Source organism: Psychrobacillus sp. AK 1817 (genome assembly GCF_008807035.1).
In the GTDB taxonomy this organism is placed as follows: domain Bacteria; phylum Bacillota; class Bacilli; order Bacillales_A; family Planococcaceae; genus Psychrobacillus; species Psychrobacillus faecigallinarum.
This window is the reverse complement of sequence record NZ_CP031739.1, coordinates 2065240-2087263: the sequence shown is the minus strand read 5'-3', so window position 1 is coordinate 2087263 and position 22024 is coordinate 2065240. Positions and strand designations below refer to the sequence as shown.

Sequence of the window (22024 nt, the reverse complement as noted above, 5' to 3'; positions counted from 1 at the left end):
TTGTATAACCATTTATATATTGGGTATATATTAATTAAAAAGAAAAGAGGATAGAAGACATGGGAAATTTCTTGAGCGATAAATCAGCTCAATGGGATGAAAGTCATCGTCTTTGGCCTTTGCCCGATATACCTTGGATAATAACACAAACTTGGAATAATCTTTTGTTTGCTCATTATCCAGTAGATTTAAAAGTCCTTCAAAGCTTAATACCTGATAAATTAACATTAGATACTTATAATGGAACAGGTTGGGTGGGTATTGTAGCTTTTCGTATTACCGGGAGTAGAGTGAGAGGTGTCCCACCTTTACCAGGAATGGCGAACTTTCCTGAAATTAATGTGAGAACTTATGTAACTATTGATGAAAAACCTGGTGTTTACTTCTTAAGTATGGATGCTAGCAATATTCTTGTGGTAGGAGGGGCAAGGACGTTATACCATCTACCTTATGTAACTTCAGAGATGAAAGTGGATTACAATCATCCTTTTATTAAGTATAAAAGTAACAGATTAGATAATTGTGGAGCGGCATTAAATTGTAGCTACAGACCAATTTCAGATCCTTATAATGCTCCAGCGAGTTCATTTGAAAAATGGATGGCTGAACGCTATTGCTTATATACAGTCAATAAGAGGGGAGAATTACGTCGCTGTGATATTCTGCATCAGCCCTGGTTACTTCAGAAAGCAGAAGCAAATATTAGCTTAAACACAATGCTTTCATCTCAAGGTATTCCAGTCGAGTCCGATAAACCTATTTTACATTTCTCTAAAAAGAAGAAGGTACGTATGTGGCCGTTAGTAAATCCGTTTGAAAGGTAGAATAATATTAGAAGTGCGTTAGATTCAAGGGAGATTCCTTGTATTTAACGCTTTTTGATTTTTCTAAGAGAAATATTATTTGTCAGATTTTCTGAAAGATAGATGCTCTTCTTAAAATTATGGAATGGAGAATCCTGTTGAAATGGTAGCTATAATAAAACATCTTAAGAGTTACAGGTATTTAGAACTTCTTAATAAATAGTGCTTAATAATCGTTGTACTTTTTTATGAAACTGTAAAGCTATATTCTAAAAGGGTTTCCTTTGAACAGTTAAGTAGTTCTTTTTTCCTTTAAGTAAAATTACCGCTTAAAATATTTTAAATATTTAGAATAATATAGTAGTATTTAATTATTTTTTAGTTAATAGAGATTTTATGTAAATTTTCAATAAAAGGGTAATTCTTACATATCAAAGGATTAGTACAGCCTGCATTGAAAATTCAAAGAAATAAAAAAGTTCTTTATACCTAATTAAATTAAGTTGTAAGTAGTCTTAATCAATCAAATTAGAAAAAATGTACTAATTCGTGTCAAATTTCGACAATATATTTATATTTACTGCTTTATAGTTTTAATTACATCAAGAGCTTTCGTAGACACCATGGAATTCTGCCTAAATTAATTAGGAAGGGGGGAAAGGGTGTTTTTGTGTTTTTAGAAAAGTATAGACACTTATTCGGGCAGGGAAAGACATGAAGTAAAAATCAGAGGAGGAATGGAAGTTGAGTAGTAGAAAAAATAGTCGAACTAAACGTACTAAAGCCGTTAGTATCGCAGCATCTATACTTATGACATTTTCACTGATCGCTCCAAACGTGGCTAGTGCAGAGGCTAATAGCAAACTGCACCAATCTATGAGAGAGTCGAGTCCTAGTAATATATCTGTTCAGGACAAACTGAGTAGTAGATTGCTAGAAAGCTTTAAACAGGATGAAAAAGTAACCTTTTTGATTAAATTTAAAGAAAAGGCTGATACGGCAGGAGTGGCAGCGGAGGCTAGGGAAAATGCCGAAGGTAAAAACCTTTCCGCTCATAATACGAAGCTTGTTCAGCGCTCAGCGGTTGTTTCAGAGTTAAAGTCTACTTCTATGGAATCTCAAGAAACTGTGATGGATTTTCTTGAGAAGGAAGTTGAAAAAGGAAACGCTAGTGACTTAGAATCCTATTACATCGTTAATGGTATGTCGGTAACAACAACGAAAGAAATTGCCGAAAAAATAGCTACTTTTCCTGAGGTAGAGAAAATACTTCCTAATGAAACCCGACAGTTATTTACCACTAAAACAGAAAATGCGGTAATCCCTAAGGCAGAAATTGCAAATGTAGAGTGGAGTATTGAACGGGTCAAGGCTCCAGAGGTTTGGGAAATGGGTATTGATGGAGCAGGTACTGTTGTTGCGAGTATTGATACTGGAGTTCAATGGGATCATCCAGCTCTAAAAGAAAAGTACCGTGGCTATAACAAAGCTACTGGACAAGTGTCCCATGACTTTAACTGGTTTGATGCAACCTCAGCAGCTCGTGCTACACCGTATGATGACTTGGAACATGGTACGCATGTAACTGGAACAATGGTAGGTAGCGAACCAAATGGCTCAAACCAAATTGGGGTTGCCCCAGGTGCTAAATACATTGCTGTTAAAGCGTTTACCTCATCTGGTGGGTCTGACGCGGACCTTTTAGAAGCAGCACAATGGATTTTAGCCCCAACTGATGCTAATGGAAATACACGTGTAGATTTAGCTCCGGATGTGGTAAATAACTCTTGGGGCGGCGGACCAGGACTTGACGAGTGGTATCGAGACGTTGTAAATAACTGGCGTGCTGCAGAAATTTTCCCTGAGTTTTCTGCGGGTAATACTACTCTTACAAATCCAGGAGGAGCAGGCTCTGTAGCAGCACCTGCTAACTATCCTGAGTCTTTTGCTACTGGAGCAATCGACATTAATAATAAAGTTGCAAATTTCTCTCTTCGTGGTCCATCTCCATACGCAGAGATTAAACCTGATATCTCTGCACCTGGTGTGAACATTCGTTCATCCATTCCAGGTGGTGGCTATGAAGGTGGTTGGAATGGAACATCTATGTCAGGACCAGCGGTATCTGGTGTAGCTGCATTGCTTAAACAAGTTAATGCAAACCTGACTGTAGATGAAATGGAAGAAATTTTATTAAATACAGCTATTCCATTAACTGATACCCAATATACGGCAGTTCCAAACCATGGCTATGGCTATGGATTAGTTGATGCTGAAGCAGCTGTTTCCTCGATCCTTACAGGTCTTGGAACTTTAAAAGGACAAGTAACTCAAGAAGGCGATGACAACGAAGCGCCAGTACTTGAACATTCTGCTCCTACTGAAACTTATGAAGGAATGAGTTTAACATTAACTGCTAATGTTACAGATAATATTAGTGTTTCTTCTGTAGTTTTAAATTACCAAGATGCTAATGGTGCATGGCAAGAAATTGAAGCTGGTCGCACATCTGGAGACTATAAGTCTGGAGTATACTCAGTAGTGATTCCTGGAGATTTAATCACAGGTACTGCCTTCAAATATACTTGGACTGTAACTGATTTTGGAAATAACGAAGTAACTAGTGATGAATATACTGTACAAGTAAAACCAGGGATTACTGTTGGTTACTCAGAAAATTTTGAATCACAACCAACTGGATGGTATTCTTTTGGAAACCAAGATAGCTGGGAATGGGGAGTACCAACATCTGGCCCTGGAAATGCTGCATCTGGTGAAAAAGTATATGCTACTAATCTAGATGGTCTTTATGCAAACAGTATGAATGCCACGCTTGTAGCACCGCCAATCGATTTACCTGAAGGAAACTCTTATCTTCAGTTCAAGCATTGGCATAACTTTGAACAAGCATCTTCTGGAAGAGCTTGGGATTATGGCCATGTATTTGTTTCTACTGACCAAGTAAACTGGGAACAATTATTAATGGTTACGGGAATTTCCACTGCTTGGGAAGATGCGGAAGTTGATTTATCTGCATATGCTGGTCAACGTATCTATATCGGATTTAATGCATTTTCAGATGGAAGTGTACAAAGAGACGGTTGGTACATTGATGATGTCGCTTTAACTGATGTATCTCAAACAGGTAAAGTATCAAAAGGCAATGCTGGAAACAAAGGTAATGCAGGAAATGCAGGAAATAAAGGAGAAAGTCAAAAAGATATTGATGTTAAAAAAGAACCAGTAGATCCTAAAAAGATCAAACCAGTCCTACCTGAAGTAAAAGATGCTCCACCAATAGTCGAAGATGTAGCTGTACCAACATTGCTACCTCTGGGTGCTCAAGTAAGTGTTCTTGAATCGGGTCGCTCTGTATATACAGATCCGGCAAATGGTTCTTACTCAATGACTCATGGAGCTGGAACATTTACGGCGAAAGCTGAAGCTTACGGTTTCACATCTGAGCAAAAATCAGTTGTGATTGAAGCAGATGGAACTGCAACAGCTAACTTCACTTTAGACGAAGTAGAGCAAAATACTGTTAGTGGTACTATTACAGATTCTGCTACAGGCGAAGGAATCGCTGGAGCAACTATATTGCTTGTAGAGGATGCTAATATTACTCCTGTAGTAACGGATGAGAATGGTAACTACTCTATCACTGCTTATGTAGGAGACTACACTCTTAAAGTTATCGCTCGTGGATATCATGGTCAAGAACTTCCAGTAAGTATTGACGGTGAACCAATTACAAAAGATATCGCATTAGAGCCTTTCTACACTTACCCAGGTGGGGAAATTGGTTATGATGACGGAACAGCAGAAAATGCTAGAGCATTTAATGCAGCTGGAAATGCATGGGCTGTAAAAATGTCACTTCCTGAAGGAAAAGAAAGTGGAATTGTAACAGATGGTGTGTTTAAATTCTGGACTACTGAATGGCCTGTACCGGGTGGAACTGCATTTGCAGTGGAAGTTTGGGATGCAAGTGGAGCTGATGGTACACCAGGTAAAATGCTAGCTGGTCCTGTAGACGCGACAGCACTTCGAAATGGTGAATGGACTGTTGTTGACCTAACAGAACACAACATCGTAGTAACTGGAGATTTCTATATGGTTTATCGTCAAACGACTGCAAATCCAAATTCTCCAGGCTTAGGAACAGATGAAAATGGTACAAATGCTGGCAGAAGCTATCAAGGAGTTTCTGGTGCATGGTCGCCTTCACCTACCGCAGAGGGTAACTACATGATACGAGCTCGTGTAAGCTACGAGGTAGTTGGCCCAGTTATCACTTCTCCTCAAGAAGGATTAGTGACTAATGAAGAAGAAATTACAATAGAGGGATCTGCATCACCAACTACAACAATCGAGTTGAAGCAAAATGGTGAAGTAGTAGAATCTACAGAAGTTGGAACTGACGGTAAATTTGCTATTGATGCAGTATTAACAGAAGGTGAAAATGAATTTACAGTTGTCTCTAATTTGGATGATCGTGAAACTGGAGAGTCTGCTCCTGTAACTGTTATTTTAGACACTCAAAAGCCTGAACTAGCTATTACTAAACCAGTTGATGGCGAGAAAACAAATCGTGAGAGTGTTACTGTTGAAGGTACAATTGCAGATGCTAATTTAGAGTATGTTCATGTAAATGGACAACCTGCAACAGTAACTAACGGTAAGTTCTCTAAACGTGTCCTTTTAGAGGAAGGATTAAATGAAATCACTGTAGAAGCGAAGGACAGAGCAGGAAACATAGAAACAAAAACAATTAAAGTTACTGCTGACTCCATAGCTCCAGAGATTTCTAATCTGAAACCAGCGACTGATTTAAACCTTAAAACTGGTCGTAGTGTTAAAATTGAATTTGACAGTGAACCAGGATTAAAATCTACATTTGTTATTCATATGCCGCTTACAAATGTGGGTAATGTACAAAATGCTACAGAACTTCCAATGATGGAAACTGGAAATGGACATTATGTAGGTTATTGGACAGTACCAGCTGATACTGTAGCTAATGGAGCGGTAATTGAGGTTATTACAGTTGATGGCTTTGCGAATGAAACACGTCAAAAAGCAGCAGGTAAACTGTATGTTAACGTAGATGCACCGACTTCACAGCCGTCAGTGGAAAAACCTGCTGATGTAGAGGAGCCAGCAAAAGGAAACGAAGATAAGAAAGAAGAAATTGATAACTTATTAACAAACTAATTCGGCAAAATTTAAAAGAGTGTCAGTAAGGAATTTCCTTGCTGACACTTTTTCTATTATCGGTGATACACCAAAAAATGAATGAAATTTATAAAAAGGCGTCGACTTCCTTAGGGTATGGAAGTGATAAATTCTGTTCAATTTTTATTTGAAAGAAAAAGTGATTCATTTTGCCGGTCCTACTAATTACTCGAAGTCATTTTCCTATCTAGACCATTCTTAATAATGCGTCTTTTCCTACCATTCCAGTAGTGATTCCCATTTCTATTGCTTCTAATGTAACTGATTCTAATGGAGCGTTTAAAAGCTGGTCAATTGTTTTAACTCCAACTGCGCGACCTGCAATAATTTGACGATCCTTCAATTTTTCATTGAGCAATCCTATGTCTAGTGCCCCACACATAATATAACCTTTATCATTGGACACGGTAAGTAAGTTAGTTTTAGGAAGTTCAACTGAAACAGCTATAAAAGTATTGCCCTCTATTTCTATTGGTTGTACTTTAATCATGTTAATACCCACTCCTTTTAACGTTTCCCTACAAGTTATGAAATAGGGTGACAAAGCGTGCATTATTACTAAATAAGTTTGCTAAATATGCTTTTACACCTCATATACTTCTTATAGTAGGGGAAAGTTAAAAAGGTAATGCTTTGTTATTTTAGCTACAAAAACCTTTAAAAACTATTGTTTTCTTTAACTTCTACCTGATAGTGGGGATTTATGGGCGGAGCAGGAAATTCATGATGTAAGAATATAAAGTGTACTAAGAGTGAATTAAAAATAGTTTAGAAACAGATAAGTAGCTTGCGAATTAGTGCGTTTAAATAAAAATCATTCTTAAATCAGATTGAATAATTTAATTACTTTAATAGCACTTTACCAGTTAAATACGTACATTTCATACTTGTTGATAGTAGCGCCAGGCGGCGACTCCGGAGGGATGAGTGAGGCAGAAAAACCATCACAACAGGAGTGTATGCGACGGTGATGGCTTATCGATCACCCCACGGAAAGCCTCCGTCTAGAGTGGAAATCAATTATTATATTCTTAAAAAAGCATCTGTATATCATTGTTCCTATCTTGATAGTTCGTACTTTTTCATAAAAACAGGAATTATTAAATTGATTGACTTCTATAAAAAGCTTAACCAAAAATAAATAAATAATGCTTGATTAAAGCTGTTCTTTAAAAAAGAAAAAATTTCTGTTTCGGTGGTTTATAAAATAACAATAATTTCCTCTTATTTTCGTTGGTATAAATAAAGTCAAATGGCACAATCTAATCTCACAAGGAGGTGAGAAAAATGTCAAACAACAACAATAAACTACTTGTACCAGGTGTTAAACAAGCTCTTGATCAAATGAAATATGAAATCGCTCAAGAATTCGGTGTGCAACTTGGAGGAGAATCTACAGCGCGTGCTAACGGTTCCGTTGGCGGAGAAATTACTAAGCGTTTAGTAGCTCAAGCTCAAGGACAAATGAACGGATCACAAAAATAATTAAACTTTACGGCCGATGGCTATTTTAGCCATCGGTTTTTAATGTGCAATGAAAAACATAAGTGCTAGGAAAAATAAGCCAAGAAAAAAACCGAAGAAAGATTCTTCGGTTTTTTCTTAGCTTACTATAGCGATAATTCCCTCTTCTTCATCAAAAACAAGCTCGATTCCTGTAGTAATAGGATCTAGATTTAAAAATTCTCTCATTGTTTGGCGAAGAGATTCGATAATGTCTAATGTGCTTAAGTTATGTTGCTGATTATTTATATAAGCTTCTGCGGAAAAACCAACCTCATCATCAAAGATTAGTTCTACTTCAACCTCTTCAGGAGTAGTATTAAATTTACGACCAAAATGGACGCAAATAGCATTAATAATATTTTGTTCTGGTATAACTAGTTTCTCCATGTGTGTGGATCCTCTTTTTTCTTCTTGTCTTTAAACATGTTGAAGATTTTAAGTGCAAGCACAATAATAACAATGATTGCCACTGCATTTATTAAGAAGCCTAATACAGATCCTAGGATACCCATATTAGCAAATAGACTACCAAAAAGTAATCCAGCTAAACCACCAACAAAAAGACCCTTCATTAGTCCCCCTGCAGAAAATCCTCCTTTAGGAGTAGTGTTGTTAGTAGTTTTGTTTGTTGCTGTTGTATCATCTTTTTTATCCTTTTGAATATTTGAATTAGTGTTATTAGAGTTGTTATTTGAGTTAAATCCTTTTTTTCCGGATTTATACTTTTTTGCTTCAGCAGTAATATCATCTTGGAAGACGAAGCTACCGACAGATGAAAAGACAAGTGTGATGGTAAGTAAAGCGACGAGCAATTTTTTCAATGTATTAACCTCCGTTGAATAGTAATAGCTGATATAGTATGGGTCTACTGTATTACCTTATACTATATACGAAGGAATGGAAAGAAAGTTTCACTTTTAGATAAAAACTATAAATCAACCTTGAGTGAGCGACGTTGAATTTCGCTTTCTAATAGAGCTAAAAAGTCGGGGCAAAGTTCTAGTTCCTTAGCAGTAAAATATGATTCTAATAATAAATCATCTGACATTTTACTCATGTTTTTTCCTCCTGTTAGTTAAATAGTAATATATGAGAAAAGTTCTTCTTATTAAATAATTATTATAATAGATACTTTACCAAATAATCTCAGATAGAACAATCGTTCTTTTTATCCACAGTAATGTATGGATAAGTTGTGTATAAACTGTTTATAAGAATTTCAAATGCTTACTCTTCTAGTGTGAGTTCTGTGTGTAATTTTATCCACAGTAAGAAAAAAAGGCGGATTTTGTCGAAACATTTTAATGTAAAAACATTTTTTTTACTTCTAATTGAAAAAAATGAAACATATTATATGTTTTAAATATTTTTCAAGTATATTCAATAACTTTTTGTTCTTTTTATTCATTTAATCCTGTGGATAAACAAAATATTTCCTTTTATTAAATACCCATAAAGAATAAACTTAAACCAATTAATTGAATTTTTTAAAAAATATTCTTTATCCATATCCATTATCTCTTCGTCTGTTATCTCTACCTTTTATTTATCCACTTCTTGTTCCATATTTTGTTCCTCTACGTTGATATCTTCAGGACCTTCATCGTTTTTATTGGTTGAATCATTGTCACATGCACCAAGCAGGCCTAATGAAATCAATGAAAAAGCGCCGATTTTAGCGCGTTTATTTTTAGCAAACATATATATTACCTCCGAAATTTTTTCTTAATTAACAAACGTCATCCCTAAAATGAGTTTTCTTATTTACTTACCTCTCTTTTCAAGAGGTAAACTTAAAAAGGAGTAATAGGTACAAAATACATACAGTGATGTGATCTATGGTTTATCAAAAAAATTTAGGAAGCATTACAACTGAAAAAGTTAATTTAACAAAGATATGTAGACAATCATAGAGGAACAAATAAGAAGGAACAGTAGGAACAAGAAGTCATATGCTAATATGAATCGCTAAAACGAATTGGAATAGGGTAAAAGGGTTGAAAGTCAAAAGTAGGGAAGAAACTTACAAAATATATTTAGAAATTGGACGAAGTGGAAAGTGTAGGATCATTTGTACAGGGGAACTTAATTAGCATAGTGAATTGGAAGATATAATTTTATTAATATACGGCTTACACTTCGTCTGTAATTAGTAACATATAGCGAGTTACTTGGAAATTTTCATTTATGAATGTATACATTTGTTTGAATAGGGACCATAGAAGAAAGTTCTATAACATCATCGTTGTACATCCTTATACAACCTAACGAAACCTCTTTACCAATGGAGCTAGGGTCGTTAGTTCCATGAATGCCATAATGGGGCTTTGAGAGACCCATCCACAACGCTCCATAAGGACCTCCAGGGTCAATTTCTTTATTAATAATTATATAGTTGCCTGTAGGGGTAGGAGTTAAAATTTTTCCAACTGCAATGGGGTATGTTTTAAGTAATTTGCTTGCATCATAAAGCTTTAGCTGACGCTTGCTAACAGACACATCAATCCAAAGTGTCAAAGAACCACTCTCCTAAAATGTTATTCATCTTATTATATGTGAATGGCTAGGAAACGTTTAAAGAAGAGAAGGATGAATGCATGGTCCCTGTCTAAGGGGGGCGAGTTATTCCATAAATCGAATATGGTTCAAGAGGATTGAATAAAGTGAAAAGGCTTTTCTACTAGCGACTAGAAGGAACACTGTAGAGGATGCCTTTTCACAATTCTATACAAGAGATTATTTTAACTATGATTAAGCACTTTGCTTTTTATAGTTTCTTCTTTTAAATATGCTTGCATAAGTTTTATGTCATTACTAAAGACGCGATCTTCTTTTATAGATGGGATGAATGAACGGAGTTCTTGCCACTTCTTCAGTAGTCTTGGAGACATAAGATCCTTCCCGCGATATTCAGTACCTTGAATAGCACAAATAGCCTCGATAGCAATAACATGACGAGTATTTTGGATAATTTGAAAAGCGTGTCTTGCACCTATTGTTCCCATGCTTACATGATCCTCTTGGTTTGCTGAAGATGGAATGGAATCGACAGAAGCAGGGTGGGCAAGTGTTTTGTTTTCTGAAACAAGACTTGCGGCTGCATATTGTATAATCATGACTCCAGATTGTAGGCCAGGCTCAGGACTTAAAAAGGGAGGAAGCCCATTGTTTAACTGTGGATTTACTAATCGTTCAATACGACGCTCCGAAACATTTGCGAGCTCTGCCATACCCACTTTTAAAAAGTCCATAGCAAACGCGATGGGTTGCCCATGAAAATTTCCTCCCGAAATAACAGAACGTCCGTCTTCAACAATTAACGGATTATCTGTAGCCGCATTCATTTCAATCTCTAACTTTTCCTTCACATAGGAAAGAACCTGCCATGTAGCTCCGTGGATTTGGGGGATACATCTTAACGAATAAGCATCCTGCACTCGTTCCTCCCCTTGCTTAGTGACGAGTTTGCTTCCCTCCAACCATTGGAGCATTCGCTTAGCCACTTCTACTTGTTCTATATAACCTCTTGCTTCATGGATTGCGGGATGAAAGGCATCTGTTATTCCATGCAAAGCCTCCATAGTAATAGCAGCAATCCACTCACTTTGGTAAGCGAGAGTTTCAGACTCTAGCCAGTTAATCACGCCTTGCGCAGTCATCGCTTGGGTTCCATTTATGAGAGCTAGACCTTCCTTTGCCTCTAGAACTATTGGATCTAAGCCATGTCTTTTCCATATCTCTGCTGAAGGGATATGTTTGTTATTCTCCCAAACTAGTCCTTCACCGACTAGAACAAGAGCTAGATGAGATAATGGAGCTAGATCTCCTGATGCTCCAAGTGAGCCTTGAGATGGAATTACTGGATGAATGCTATGATTAGCCATATATGCTAGTCTTTCCAAAACCTCTAAACGAATGCCTGAAAACCCCTTCAATAACGCATTCAAGCGAAGTACAACCATTGCTCTAGAAACCAACTCATCAAAAGGAGCACCGATTCCACAGGCATGTGATCGGATAAGGTGTAGCTGGAGTGCATGAACATCTTCTTCATTTATACTCACATCACTAAATTTTCCAAATCCTGTATTAATTCCATAGACAGTTTGCTTACTACTAACAATATCTTCTACAACTTTTCTACTATTAAGTACGCGGTTAACAGCTTCCGTGTTTAAAGCTATTTTTTCATTTTTATATAAAATAGCTCTCATTTGTTCTAATTTTAGGCCATATCCTTTTAAATGAATCATTTTTCACAGTCCTCACGTCATTGTGTAATTTATATTAAATAATTCTTTTGCTAAGAGTAGGGTAATTTCAGCGCTGATGTTTTCAACTGCTTTATCTCAACAAAAAAATTCTCTTCTTTATTCTATCGAAATATTTAAATAAATTAAGTGTTTTTACTATAAAAGTAAAAATTTCTCATCTGCTAATAAAATATCCTGTTAGTGTGCTAAAACAAATGACTGTAACTAAATGAAACTATATCCGTCTATTTATACAAAGAAAGGGGATATTTGGAAATGGTAAAGTGGATTAAACTTGTTAGCTTCCTATTCGTCTTTTTATTGGTAGGTTGTAGTGCAAACGAAGAATCTGCTAAAAGTGATATGCTTGAAACAGATTCAGCCGATTATTCCAATGAAGTAGCGAATATAAGTGAAGAAGCAAAAGAAGAGAGCTTAACAGATCAAAGCAAAGAGACAGAGAGTTCCAAGGAAACAAAAACACAAAGAATGATTATTCATAATGCAGCCATAAGTGCAAATGTTAAAGAGCTTTCGGTTGCCCAAGAAAAAATCACGCAAAAAGTAAAAAAGTATAATGGATACATTGTAGAATCAACCGTATATCAAGAGAGTGAGTCTAACAGTTATGGTAAAATGGTTGTCCGAGTTCCAGAGGAGCATTTTGAAACTTTTTTAGTAGAAGCAGAATCCGAAGTAACCAAGGTACTAGAGCATAATGTTACTGGAGAGGATGTAACTGAGCAATATGTTGATTTAGAATCAAGACTAAAATCAAAAAGAGCAGTGGAAGCTCGTTTACTCGTGTTTATGGAAAAGGCAGAAAAAACCGAGGATTTACTTAAAATTTCAGATGATTTAGCGAAGGTACAGGAAGAAATAGAAATAATAGTAGGGAAAATGAAGTTTCTAGAAAACCAAACTTCGTTATCAACGATTGAAATGACCTTGTATGAAAATAAAATAGTGGTTCCAAGCATTGAAAATGATGACTTAAATACATGGGAGAAGATAAAGAAGCAATTTGTTACAAGTATTAATTTTCTTTTATCCATAGGTTCCAGTATTCTTGTTTTACTACTTGGTAATTTGCCGGTGTTAATTATTTTAGGTGTGCTTGCATTTATCTCGTACTCGTTATTTAAAAGAAGAAAGAAATGACTTAGCAATATCATTCTAAAAATCTATTCTTTATATTTTTTGTTTTTTATGTAAATTGAAATGATAAAATTTAGTGGATATTAATAACTAAAAGCCAACTTTTATTTGATCTTGTCTCTTGAGTTGATCAGATAAAGTTGGATTTTAGTTATAATCTAATTTTGTAGTAGGTATTTTTATTTGCTTATGATAAGAAATTGCCTTCTATAAGCATTTGTTTTATTTCTTCCTTAGTCATGATTATGTTATTAGTATCTAGTAGCACGTCAGGTATAGCTTGGTCATTATTAGAACCTGTATTAGATATAAGGATTAAGTTATTGTTAAAGATGCTCGCTAATGGTCTCTCATTTTCAGCTATTAGAGCTTCGTGAATTTTCTCTCCTCTTCTAGCACCTATTTCTATTAGACTTACATCTTTCTTTTGGTAAAACTCAATAAGTACCTCTGCTAGGTCGAGGATTTTACATGCACCCATTTTCATGACAAAAATCTCTCCTCCATTACCTAACTCAGCTGCCTGTAGTAGAGTTTTAATGGCATATTGAGGTGTAACGAAGTACCTTGTCATAGCTTTGTCTGTGATAAGAATCTGGTTATCTTCTTGTAATTGTTTTATAAATAAAGGAACTACGCTCCCGCTGCTTCCTAATACATTTCCACCTCTAAGGCACATGAATCTAGTAGTTGATGAAGTGTTATTAGCATGAATAATTAATTTTTCACCAAGTGCTTTAGTCATTCCGTAAGTATTTGCTGGATCAGCTGCTTTATCGGTCGATACATAAATCACTTTTTTCACCTTGTTGGCAATAGACGCCTCGATAACATTGTAAGTACCTAATACATTTGTTTTAAAAGCTTCTAAAGGGTTTTCCTCACATACAGTAACATGCTTTAAGGCAGCTAAGTGAAAAACATAGTCAACTTGCTGGCAAGCGTGATTTAATGCCTCTCTGTCCCTTATATCACCAAGGAAAAAATGTATTCTTGAATCATCAAGGCTTCTACGTAAGGTAACTTGCTTATCCTCATTTCTTGAGAGAATAATAATCTTCTTCGGGTTAAAAGGTAGTAGCTGATCAGTTAACTCAATACCCCATGAGCCTGTCCCCCCGGTTATCAGTATCGTTGAATTTGTAAACACTGCATTTCCTCCTGAATTAATTTTATTTTGTTTTGATATGTCATTTACTTTTTGTTAAATAAATATCACTTAATACCTCTTTCCACAGTTCTCCATTCCCTTCCCAAATATCTTCATTTGGAAATTCCATCATGCAGACTTTTTCTAAAGGACAGTGTTTTTCGACCATCCATTTGACTGGAGTATGATTAATTAGTAATACATTAAAATCGTGTTTGACCATTTCAGATAAAGTATTTTGAAGTGATGCTGCATCCTCTAAAGTTCCTTCTGTTCTAACGAAAAGTATACGTTTAGCTGTCTGCATTTGATGAAGAAACCTTTGGATTCTTCTTTCGTATTTCTCCATCACTTCTAGATATGATCCTAAAAATTCTAGGGTATTTTTTTCTCTACTAAAATCATGGTTAGAAACTAGGTTGTAGGCATCATCTGACACACAAATATTAGAGTCAGCATAGCCTATAACACGTAAGTTATCGTAATCCATGAATCCAATGAATCGATTTTCTAAAAGTTCATTTACTGTTGATAAAGTAGGACTCGCCATCCAATCAAGGACACCAGAGAAGGGTCTCAGATTATGTTTTTTTAACTGAATAGATGCTAAGCATAAATCTCCTAAACTGAAAACTGCATCGTAGCCCCCTTTTAGCTTCGATAGTTCCATAATTTCACCTCCTTATATTTTTAAAGGTTTAAGAATGAGCAGAAAGCATAATAACCATACTTTTCATTCCTATTTGTATTAGATGCAGCAAATGAAAAGAGAACAGGGGCTGATTCCTACCTTTTTTAAATATTTAATAGAGAAAATGGTTTCCAAAAAGTTTTACTTATTTCTTTACTGGAGCGAGTCCATGTTTAATAGCGCTTCATTTAAATAGACAAAATAAAAGAAGGCTCGTGAATAATTCACGAGCCTTCTTTTATTTATATCATTCTGGTGTATTAATTTCAGGAGCGAAGTTAATGATTTCCATAATAATTGGCGTCCCTTTAGGAATTTCAGCATCCTCTGGTAGAGAAATTAATAAAGAGCCTACTCCATCTTCTCCAGCAGTATAGGCAAAATTGTCATCCATCTGAAGTACACCATTTATATATACATTAAAGTAGCTATTATTTAAATTGAGTAAAGGTAAATTTTGAGCAACCTCTCCACGATCATCTAAAAACATAGATGTATCAATCTTATGGGTACTGACATCCGTTATGATCTCAGGAACTTCATGAAAAAGCCGCGTTACCATCGGTGAAGCTGAAACACTTTGTTTTGGGCCAATAGCAAGTTTAATTATTTTTAATGACAAGTATTTTCCTCCTTTGAACTTCTTTAACAACATATGTGTCCAAAGGAATTCATGTTAAACAGGGACATGTACTTTTTTGAAAATAGGAATAAAGACCTTATGTGTACACATAATGATTTACTTATGGATACAATATGGCATATAAATTTATCTGTATGATGGGGGATATAATGAATAACCAGCCATATATACCACGAAAATCCATTGAGAGACACTCGCGTCCGTTATTATTTCCTGTGTCTGTCAACAAAGCAGAAAGAGAGGTTTTTAGCCCTAAGGAAGTTAATACTTATGAATTTTTTGTCTTGTCAGATGGAAGTAAAAGGATTTACTCAGAGAATGATGCAATGTTGGAATATGGAGTTCAAAAAATACCTGATCCTTCTACAGTTTCCTACATGAATTTATTTATAAATGGAATTTTACAGCCTAAAGCAAATTATGAAATTACACAGGGAAAAATAACGTTATTGACTGAAGATGTTCCATTAACAGGTTGTCCTATCATATTGCAGATGATAAAAATATAAATGCTAAAAAAAGTTAAATGCGCCCAATCTCTTACATGGTGGAAAAATAAATTAGAATAAGTGGTTAAAATAGGGGGATGTATACATTGAAAATACTGTTAGCGACGTACTGGCCTGTTCCACATTTAGGCGGAGTGTGGAATTACATGGTGCAGTTGAAAAATAAGCTAGAGTCAAATGGCCATGAGGTGGACATAATCGGCTACGACGAAAATAATATAAATATTTGTCTTTATAATCAAAATAAGATTGTTTCGAGAGACAAGTTGCTACCTTTGCTACAGGCTAAGATTAATCAGCAAAATTTTCCGGAATTATACGAAAACAAGCTTATTGAATATACAGAGTTCCAAAGGTATGTGTTTGAATTGGGAGTGGCGTATTTTGGGTTAGAGAAATATGACATAATTCACACGCAGGATGTTATTTCTAGTGCTTGTATAAATCGGATTCGTCCAGATCATGTTCCGCTGGTTGCGACTCTACACGGCTCAGTAGCACATGAAATTCACCATCAGTTGACTACCATTCATAAGACTCCAAATGCCTACATGGCTAGAACTTATTATGATGCTTTAGAAGAAGAGGGAGCAACTTCTCCGGAAGTAACAATTGTTGCAAATAACTGGTTAAAGCATATTTTGGTAAACGAATTTAATGTACCAGATGAACAAGTAAAAGTACTTCATTATGGTTTTGATACTGAAAATTTCATTAAGCAAATGAAGGTGAAGTCTAGTGTTCCTGCTGCTAAAAATAAAAAAGTTATTATTTATACAGGTAGATTAACAGATTTAAAAGGAGTACAGCATCTCATCACGGCATTAGGGAAACTTAAAAAGAAACGTCAGGATTGGGTATGTTGGATAGCGGGAGTTGGAGATGATGAATCTAAGTTAAGAGTTAAAAGCAAGGTATTTGGATTAGAGGACTATGTTGTTTTTTTAGGAAAACGAGATGATGTCCCGTATCTTTTAGGGAAATCAGATATATTTGTTCTGCCAACCTTATTAGAAAACCAACCTTTATCTCTTATAGAAGCCCAAATTGCTGGGAGAGCATCCATTGTAAGTGATGTTGGTGGAATAAATGAAATGATAGAACATAAAGTTACTGGTTTATTAATTCCTCCAGCAAATCCTGATCTATTGACTGAGAATCTTGACTTGCTTTTATCGGATGAGCAGCTCAGAAAAAATTTAGGGTCTAATGCAAAAAAATGGGGAATGACACATTGGTCAATTGAACAGGGGATCAAAGATCTATTAAATGTTTATAATGAAGCAATATCCATGAGGAAGAACGGTGTTGAGGATGTCACAGATGTTTCAACAAATTAAACTTTGGATATTGTCGTGGTTAGTAAAAGGTAGGGATTTTTGTCAAAGAGTTTGGAAATCAATTTTTCCTTCAAAGATCGAACATCTTAAAGAAGACAAGGTAGAAATAGAAGAAAATGTTTTTGCCACTAGTCGAAAATACGATCGTCTTTTCCCATTACAGAAGTCGAAAGAGCATATTTTGGTATCTGAAACGGTTTGGAATAAAATTCAAGATTCAATGCCGAGTGGTTATATAATTCCCAATGAACAATCTCTTCACTTGCTATCAACTATGAGTTCCGACTACTACAATAATTTCTTCCATGATCCTCCTTCTACGCCTTACCTATTTGTAGAAGGGGAAGTTTGGAAAAAGATTATGGAGAATATAAGAGAAGATTATATTATTCCTACCTCTTTGTTTGAGAAAGTTATGACACCCATGAGTAGTGATTATTACGATAAACTTTTCCCTCAATCATATAAAACCTCTAAAGTTTTTGTAGATAATCAGATTTGGGAACAAATAATTAAAAATATACCAGAATCGTATAGTATACCTAGTAAAAATACAGATAGTCTAATTTCTAAACTCTCTCATAGTAACCATAACTCTATTCTAATGAAGCCCCAATTTTAACTAATTTATCTAATTCAAAATCCTCTTTTGTCGATGAATGGAATACCCAAGCTACCCTTTTCCTTCATTCATCGATTTCTTTGGGAATATGTCCATGAACGATACTATTTTGCGGCATATGATAAGGAAAATCTTAAGGAGGACAAATTTTGAAAGTAATTGTAACAGGTGGTGCAGGCTTTATTGGATCCCATCTTGTTGATGAGCTTATTTCTCGAGGGATAGAAGTTCATGTTTTAGACAATTTAGTATCAGGTCAGCTACATCAAGTTAACCCAGAAGCCCATATGTATGTAGTAGATATTCGAAGTGAAGAAGCAAGACGAATTATTCTACAAGTGAAACCAGAGGCAATATTTCATTTAGCAGCGCAGGCGGATATTGGAAGATCTGTACAGCATCCCAATTATGATGCTGATGTCAATATTATTGGTACCATTAATTTATTGGAAGCAGCAAGAAATGCCAAGGTAAGAAAGTTTATATTTGCTAGTACTTCGGCTGTTTATGGTAATTCACACAATGCGCTTATTTCTGAAGCCGATGTAACGATTCCTTCTTCTTATTATGGTTTGTCCAAGCTCACTGCGGAGTCTTACATAAGACTTTATTATGAGCTTTATAGACAATCATACACTATTTTAAGATACGCGAATGTATATGGTCCTAGGCAAATACCGAAGGGAGAAGGAGGGGTTGTATCTGTATTTCTTGACCGTATAAAAAAAGGAGAAAGTTTAAATGTTCACGGGGATGGTCAACAGACGAGAGACTTTATCTATGTAAAGGATGTTGTAGCAGCTAATCTTGCGGCAATGAATAGCGGTGACCAACAAACTCTCCAAGTTAGTACCTCACAGAAGACTTCTATTAATGAAATACTAAAGCTTTTATCCAACAAATTTGATGTAAGTGTCAAAAAAGTATTCACTCCCCCAAGAGAAGGAGATATTAAGCACAGCTGTCTATGTAACAAAAAGGCTGCTGATATATTAAATTGGCAACCTCATTATACGATAGAGGATGGATTAGAAGAAATCCGTGCTTTTGTCTCTCAAACAGAAGACACTTTAAAGGAGATGGAAAAGTATGAGTAATCCATTTTTTGAAGTTGAGCGGAATGTTAAGTGACTATGAAACAGAAAATAATGATAACAGGTGCCACTGGTTTTACGGGAAGTCATGCTTGCCAACATTTTAAAAGAAATGGTTATGATGTGATAGCTGTTTCAAGAAGCATAAAGACTTACGTAAACGAAGAAAACATTTTGGTTGAGCAATGTGATTTAACAAACAAATATGAAGTTAATAAATTGATTCAAAGAGTGCAACCAAACTATTTACTGCATCTAGCTGGGCAAAATCATGTGCAAGAATCTTGGTTAGACCCAATTGCTTCTCTTGAAGCAAATGCTCTATCTACTGCTTTTTTAATGGAAGCACTCCGACAATATAGTCCCCCTTGCAAAGCAATTGTAGTAGGATCAGCTCTTCAATTTGATTTAAGTAATATATCCTCTCTTTCTCACCCTTATAGCCTAAGCAAATCGCTTCAAGTACTAATAGCCCAATCATGGGAAGCACTTTTTGATATGAACATTATTATTGCCAAGCCCTCCAATTTAATAGGACCAGGAGTATCTAATGGAGTGTGCTCCATACTGGCAAAGCAGGTGGCTGAACTGGAGATACTTAAAGGAGCGGGAAGCATTACAGTAAATAATTTATACGCTCAGAGAGACTTCATTGATGTAAGAGATGCAGTTCTTGCGTATGAGAAAATATTACAATATGGCCAGTCAGGAGAGGTTTATGATATTTCCTCTGGAAGGCCAAGGTTTGTAAAGGATATTACTGATTGTTTAATGGCCCTTTCTAACGTGCCATTGGACGTCAATGCTGTAGAGAATATTCCAGAAAAAATACAAGCGGTTGAACCTAAGGCGCTTTTAGACATAGGATGGAATCCTAGTATTCCATTTGAAAATTCGATGGAGGACATCCTTAACTATCATCGAGAATTATTAAAGTAGCTTGGTTGGGTTGGCTATTAATTTTCCAAGCAAAAGGAACCCTTATAAACGTGTATCATTTATATAATCTTTTCATACAATGTATAAACTAAGCCCTGAATGGAGGGAAACATGGACATTTTAAACAAAGTGAGAAATTACCGGGAAGCAGAAAATGATCTGAAATGGGAAGGTACATTCAGTGAATTTTTAGACATTGTAAAAGAACGACCAGAGGTAGCTCAAACAGCACATGCACGAGTATATAGTATGATTAAAAGTGCTGGGAGTTCGAATAAGAACGGAAAGAAAAGATATCACTTTTTTGAAAATGAAATGTTTGGTCTTGATGAAGCATTAGAGCGTCTCATAGAAGAGTATTTCCATCCAGCAGCGAAGCGATTAGATGTTAGAAAGAGAATTTTGCTGTTGATGGGTCCAGTAAGTGGTGGCAAGTCGACGATTGTAACTTTGTTGAAGAGAGGTTTTGAGCAGTATTCTAGAACGGATGCAGGAGCAGTTTATGCTATTAAAGGCTGTCCAATGCATGAGGATCCGCTTCATTTAATTCCTTCACATCTACGGGAGGACTTTTTCGAAGAGTTTGGTATTCGTATAGAAGGAAGCTTATCGCCCCTTAACTCTATGCGCTTGGAGCAGGAGTATGGCGGAAGAGTAGAAGATGTTTTAGTAGAAAGAATTTTCTTTTCAGAAGATAAGAGAGTAGGTATTGGCACTTTCACTCCTTCTGATCCTAAGTCACAGGACATTGCAGATTTAACAGGCAGTATAGATTTTTCAACGATAGCAGAATTTGGTTCAGAGTCAGATCCACGTGCTTATCGATTTGATGGAGAACTAAACAAAGCCAATCGAGGAATGATGGAATTTCAAGAAATGCTAAAGTTGGATGAGAAGTTCTTGTGGCATTTACTTTCTTTAACGCAAGAAGGTAATTTTAAGGCTGGTCGATTCGCGTTGATTAGCGCTGACGAACTTATCGTTGCCCATACGAATGAAACGGAGTATCGATCTTTTATATCCAATAAAAAAAATGAAGCCCTGCATTCTCGTATTATAGTAATGCCTATTCCGTACAATCTGAAGGTTAGCCAAGAAGAACGTATATACGAAAAAATGATTCATGAAAGCGATATGGCTCATGTGCATATTGCACCTCATGCATTAAGAGCGGCTGCAATTTTCTCTATTCTAACTAGACTAGAGGATCCTAAAAAACAGGGTGTAGATATCGTAAAGAAAATGAAATTATATGATGGAGAAAATATAGAAGGCTTCAATGAAATAGATGTGGAAGAAATGAAGAAGGAATCCTCGAGTGAAGGTATGCATGGAATTGACCCAAGATACGTGATTAATAGAATATCCTCTGCCATTATTCGTAAAGAGGTACCGTCTATTAATGCATTAGATGTATTACGAGCACTTAAAGAGGGCCTTGATCAGCACGCCTCTATTTCAGATGAGGACAGAGAAAAGTATTTAAATTATATTGCAATTGCTCGGAAGGAATATGACGAAATCGCTAAAAATGAGGTCCAAAAAGCATTTGTTTATTCATATGAAGAGTCTGCTATTACGATGATGAATAACTATTTAGACAACGTAGAAGCATTTTGCAATAAAAATAAGATGAGAGATCCTCTAACTGGAGAAGAAATGAATCCAGATGAAAAATTAATGCGTTCTATTGAGGAACAAATTGGTATTTCTGAAAACGCTAAAAAAGGCTTCCGAGAAGAAATCTTAATCAGGCTTTCCGCATATGCGAGGAAAGGCAAACGTTTTGAGTATAACTCTCATGAACGGTTGAGAGAAGCTATTCAAAAGAAGCTGTTTGCAGATTTAAAAGACGTAGTGAAAATTACTACCTCTACTAAAACACCTGATGAAGCTCATTTGAAAAAGATAAATGAAGTAGTTGCTAGGTTAATTGATGAGCATGGCTATAACTCCATATCAGCAAATGAATTATTACGCTATGTAGGAAGTCTTCTTAATCGATAACATCATAAACACAAGACTAATATGTTTCATTGGTCTTGTTTTTTTTATACTTTGGCAATAACTCTGTCGCACCG

The 22024-nt window shown here is 35.7% G+C and carries 20 protein-coding genes; 10 read left to right on the top strand and 10 right to left on the bottom strand.

The window, feature by feature from the left end; genetic code table 11:
• Nucleotides 1–59: 59 nt before the first annotated feature.
• On the top strand, nt 60–824 hold the full coding sequence (locus tag D0S48_RS10335; protein WP_151111537.1) for a YqjF family protein: 765 nt from the start codon (nt 60–62) through the stop codon (nt 822–824).
• 789 nt (nt 825–1613) lie between these two features.
• Nucleotides 1614–6017, top strand: coding sequence for a S8 family peptidase (locus D0S48_RS10330; RefSeq protein WP_151113786.1), 4404 nt, complete (start codon nt 1614–1616; stop codon nt 6015–6017).
• A gap of 208 nt (nt 6018–6225) precedes the next feature.
• Here D0S48_RS10330 and D0S48_RS10325 read toward each other — a convergent pair whose 3' ends face one another.
• Nucleotides 6226–6528 (bottom strand): YunC family protein, encoded by a 303-nt coding sequence (locus D0S48_RS10325; protein ID WP_144538501.1) that lies wholly within the window; start codon nt 6526–6528, stop codon nt 6226–6228.
• 797 nt (nt 6529–7325) lie between these two features.
• On the opposite strand from D0S48_RS10325, the gene D0S48_RS10320 reads away from it, so the two are divergent.
• The gene (locus tag D0S48_RS10320) at nt 7326–7523 is read left to right on the top strand and encodes an alpha/beta-type small acid-soluble spore protein (protein WP_144538502.1); all 198 of its coding nucleotides are present in this window, start codon (nt 7326–7328) and stop codon (nt 7521–7523) included.
• A 117-nt stretch (nt 7524–7640) separates the two neighbouring features.
• On the opposite strand, the gene D0S48_RS10315 is transcribed toward D0S48_RS10320, so the two are convergent.
• The 6 genes from D0S48_RS10315 to hutH form a co-directional block, all read right to left on the bottom strand.
• On the bottom strand, nt 7641–7931 hold the full coding sequence (locus D0S48_RS10315; RefSeq protein ID WP_144538503.1) for a DUF2653 family protein: 291 nt from the start codon (nt 7929–7931) through the stop codon (nt 7641–7643).
• Nucleotides 7919–8365 carry a hypothetical protein gene (locus D0S48_RS10310; RefSeq protein ID WP_144538504.1) on the bottom strand — a complete coding sequence of 149 codons (447 nt, stop codon included), beginning with the start codon at nt 8363–8365 and terminating at the stop codon, nt 7919–7921. Before D0S48_RS10310 ends, D0S48_RS10315 begins: the two co-directional genes overlap by 13 nt.
• A 107-nt stretch (nt 8366–8472) precedes the next feature.
• A complete protein-coding gene (locus D0S48_RS10305) occupies nt 8473–8601 on the bottom strand; it encodes a sporulation histidine kinase inhibitor Sda (protein ID WP_144538505.1) in 129 nt (42 codons plus the stop codon).
• A gap of 485 nt (nt 8602–9086) precedes the next feature.
• Nucleotides 9087–9245 (bottom strand): hypothetical protein, encoded by a 159-nt coding sequence (locus D0S48_RS20630; protein ID WP_154311746.1) that lies wholly within the window; start codon nt 9243–9245, stop codon nt 9087–9089.
• Nucleotides 9246–9725: 480 nt separating this feature from the next.
• Nucleotides 9726–10061: a L,D-transpeptidase gene (locus tag D0S48_RS10300; protein WP_144538506.1), complete on the bottom strand. Its 336-nt coding sequence runs from the start codon at nt 10059–10061 to the stop codon at nt 9726–9728.
• 224 nt (nt 10062–10285) lie between these two features.
• Nucleotides 10286–11797 carry a histidine ammonia-lyase gene (hutH, locus tag D0S48_RS10295; RefSeq protein ID WP_151111536.1) on the bottom strand — a complete coding sequence of 504 codons (1512 nt, stop codon included), beginning with the start codon at nt 11795–11797 and terminating at the stop codon, nt 10286–10288.
• A 276-nt stretch (nt 11798–12073) separates the two neighbouring features.
• Between hutH and D0S48_RS10290 the strand changes: the two genes are divergently transcribed.
• A complete protein-coding gene (locus D0S48_RS10290) occupies nt 12074–12958 on the top strand; it encodes a DUF4349 domain-containing protein (protein ID WP_151111535.1) in 885 nt (294 codons plus the stop codon).
• Nucleotides 12959–13142: 184 nt separating this feature from the next.
• Here D0S48_RS10290 and D0S48_RS10285 read toward each other — a convergent pair whose 3' ends face one another.
• The 3 genes from D0S48_RS10285 to D0S48_RS10275 form a co-directional block, all read right to left on the bottom strand.
• Nucleotides 13143–14105 (bottom strand): polysaccharide biosynthesis protein, encoded by a 963-nt coding sequence (locus D0S48_RS10285; protein ID WP_151111533.1) that lies wholly within the window; start codon nt 14103–14105, stop codon nt 13143–13145.
• A gap of 40 nt (nt 14106–14145) precedes the next feature.
• Nucleotides 14146–14775, bottom strand: a complete 630-nt coding sequence (locus tag D0S48_RS10280; RefSeq protein WP_144538510.1) for a DUF1796 family putative cysteine peptidase — start codon at nt 14773–14775, stop codon at nt 14146–14148.
• A 268-nt stretch (nt 14776–15043) separates the two neighbouring features.
• The gene (locus D0S48_RS10275; RefSeq protein WP_225215984.1) at nt 15044–15418 is read right to left on the bottom strand and encodes a DUF4183 domain-containing protein; all 375 of its coding nucleotides are present in this window, start codon (nt 15416–15418) and stop codon (nt 15044–15046) included.
• A gap of 170 nt (nt 15419–15588) precedes the next feature.
• On the opposite strand from D0S48_RS10275, the gene D0S48_RS10270 reads away from it, so the two are divergent.
• From D0S48_RS10270 to D0S48_RS10245, 6 genes are all read left to right on the top strand, one after another.
• Nucleotides 15589–15948, top strand: a complete 360-nt coding sequence (locus D0S48_RS10270; RefSeq protein WP_144538512.1) for a DUF4183 domain-containing protein — start codon at nt 15589–15591, stop codon at nt 15946–15948.
• Between the two features lie 86 nt (nt 15949–16034).
• On the top strand, nt 16035–17288 hold the full coding sequence (locus tag D0S48_RS10265) for a glycosyltransferase family 4 protein (RefSeq protein ID WP_151111529.1): 1254 nt from the start codon (nt 16035–16037) through the stop codon (nt 17286–17288).
• On the top strand, nt 17272–17910 hold the full coding sequence (locus D0S48_RS10260) for a hypothetical protein (protein WP_151111527.1): 639 nt from the start codon (nt 17272–17274) through the stop codon (nt 17908–17910). Before D0S48_RS10265 ends, D0S48_RS10260 begins: the two co-directional genes overlap by 17 nt.
• Before the next feature lie 149 nt (nt 17911–18059).
• Complete coding sequence (locus tag D0S48_RS10255) at nt 18060–19007, top strand: NAD-dependent epimerase/dehydratase family protein (protein ID WP_144538515.1); 948 nt, start codon at nt 18060–18062, stop codon at nt 19005–19007.
• Nucleotides 19008–19043: 36 nt separating this feature from the next.
• On the top strand, nt 19044–19943 hold the full coding sequence (locus D0S48_RS10250) for an NAD-dependent epimerase/dehydratase family protein (protein ID WP_191697034.1): 900 nt from the start codon (nt 19044–19046) through the stop codon (nt 19941–19943).
• 111 nt (nt 19944–20054) lie between these two features.
• On the top strand, nt 20055–21950 hold the full coding sequence (locus tag D0S48_RS10245) for a PrkA family serine protein kinase (protein WP_144538517.1): 1896 nt from the start codon (nt 20055–20057) through the stop codon (nt 21948–21950).
• The last annotated feature ends 74 nt before the right edge of the window (nt 21951–22024 follow it).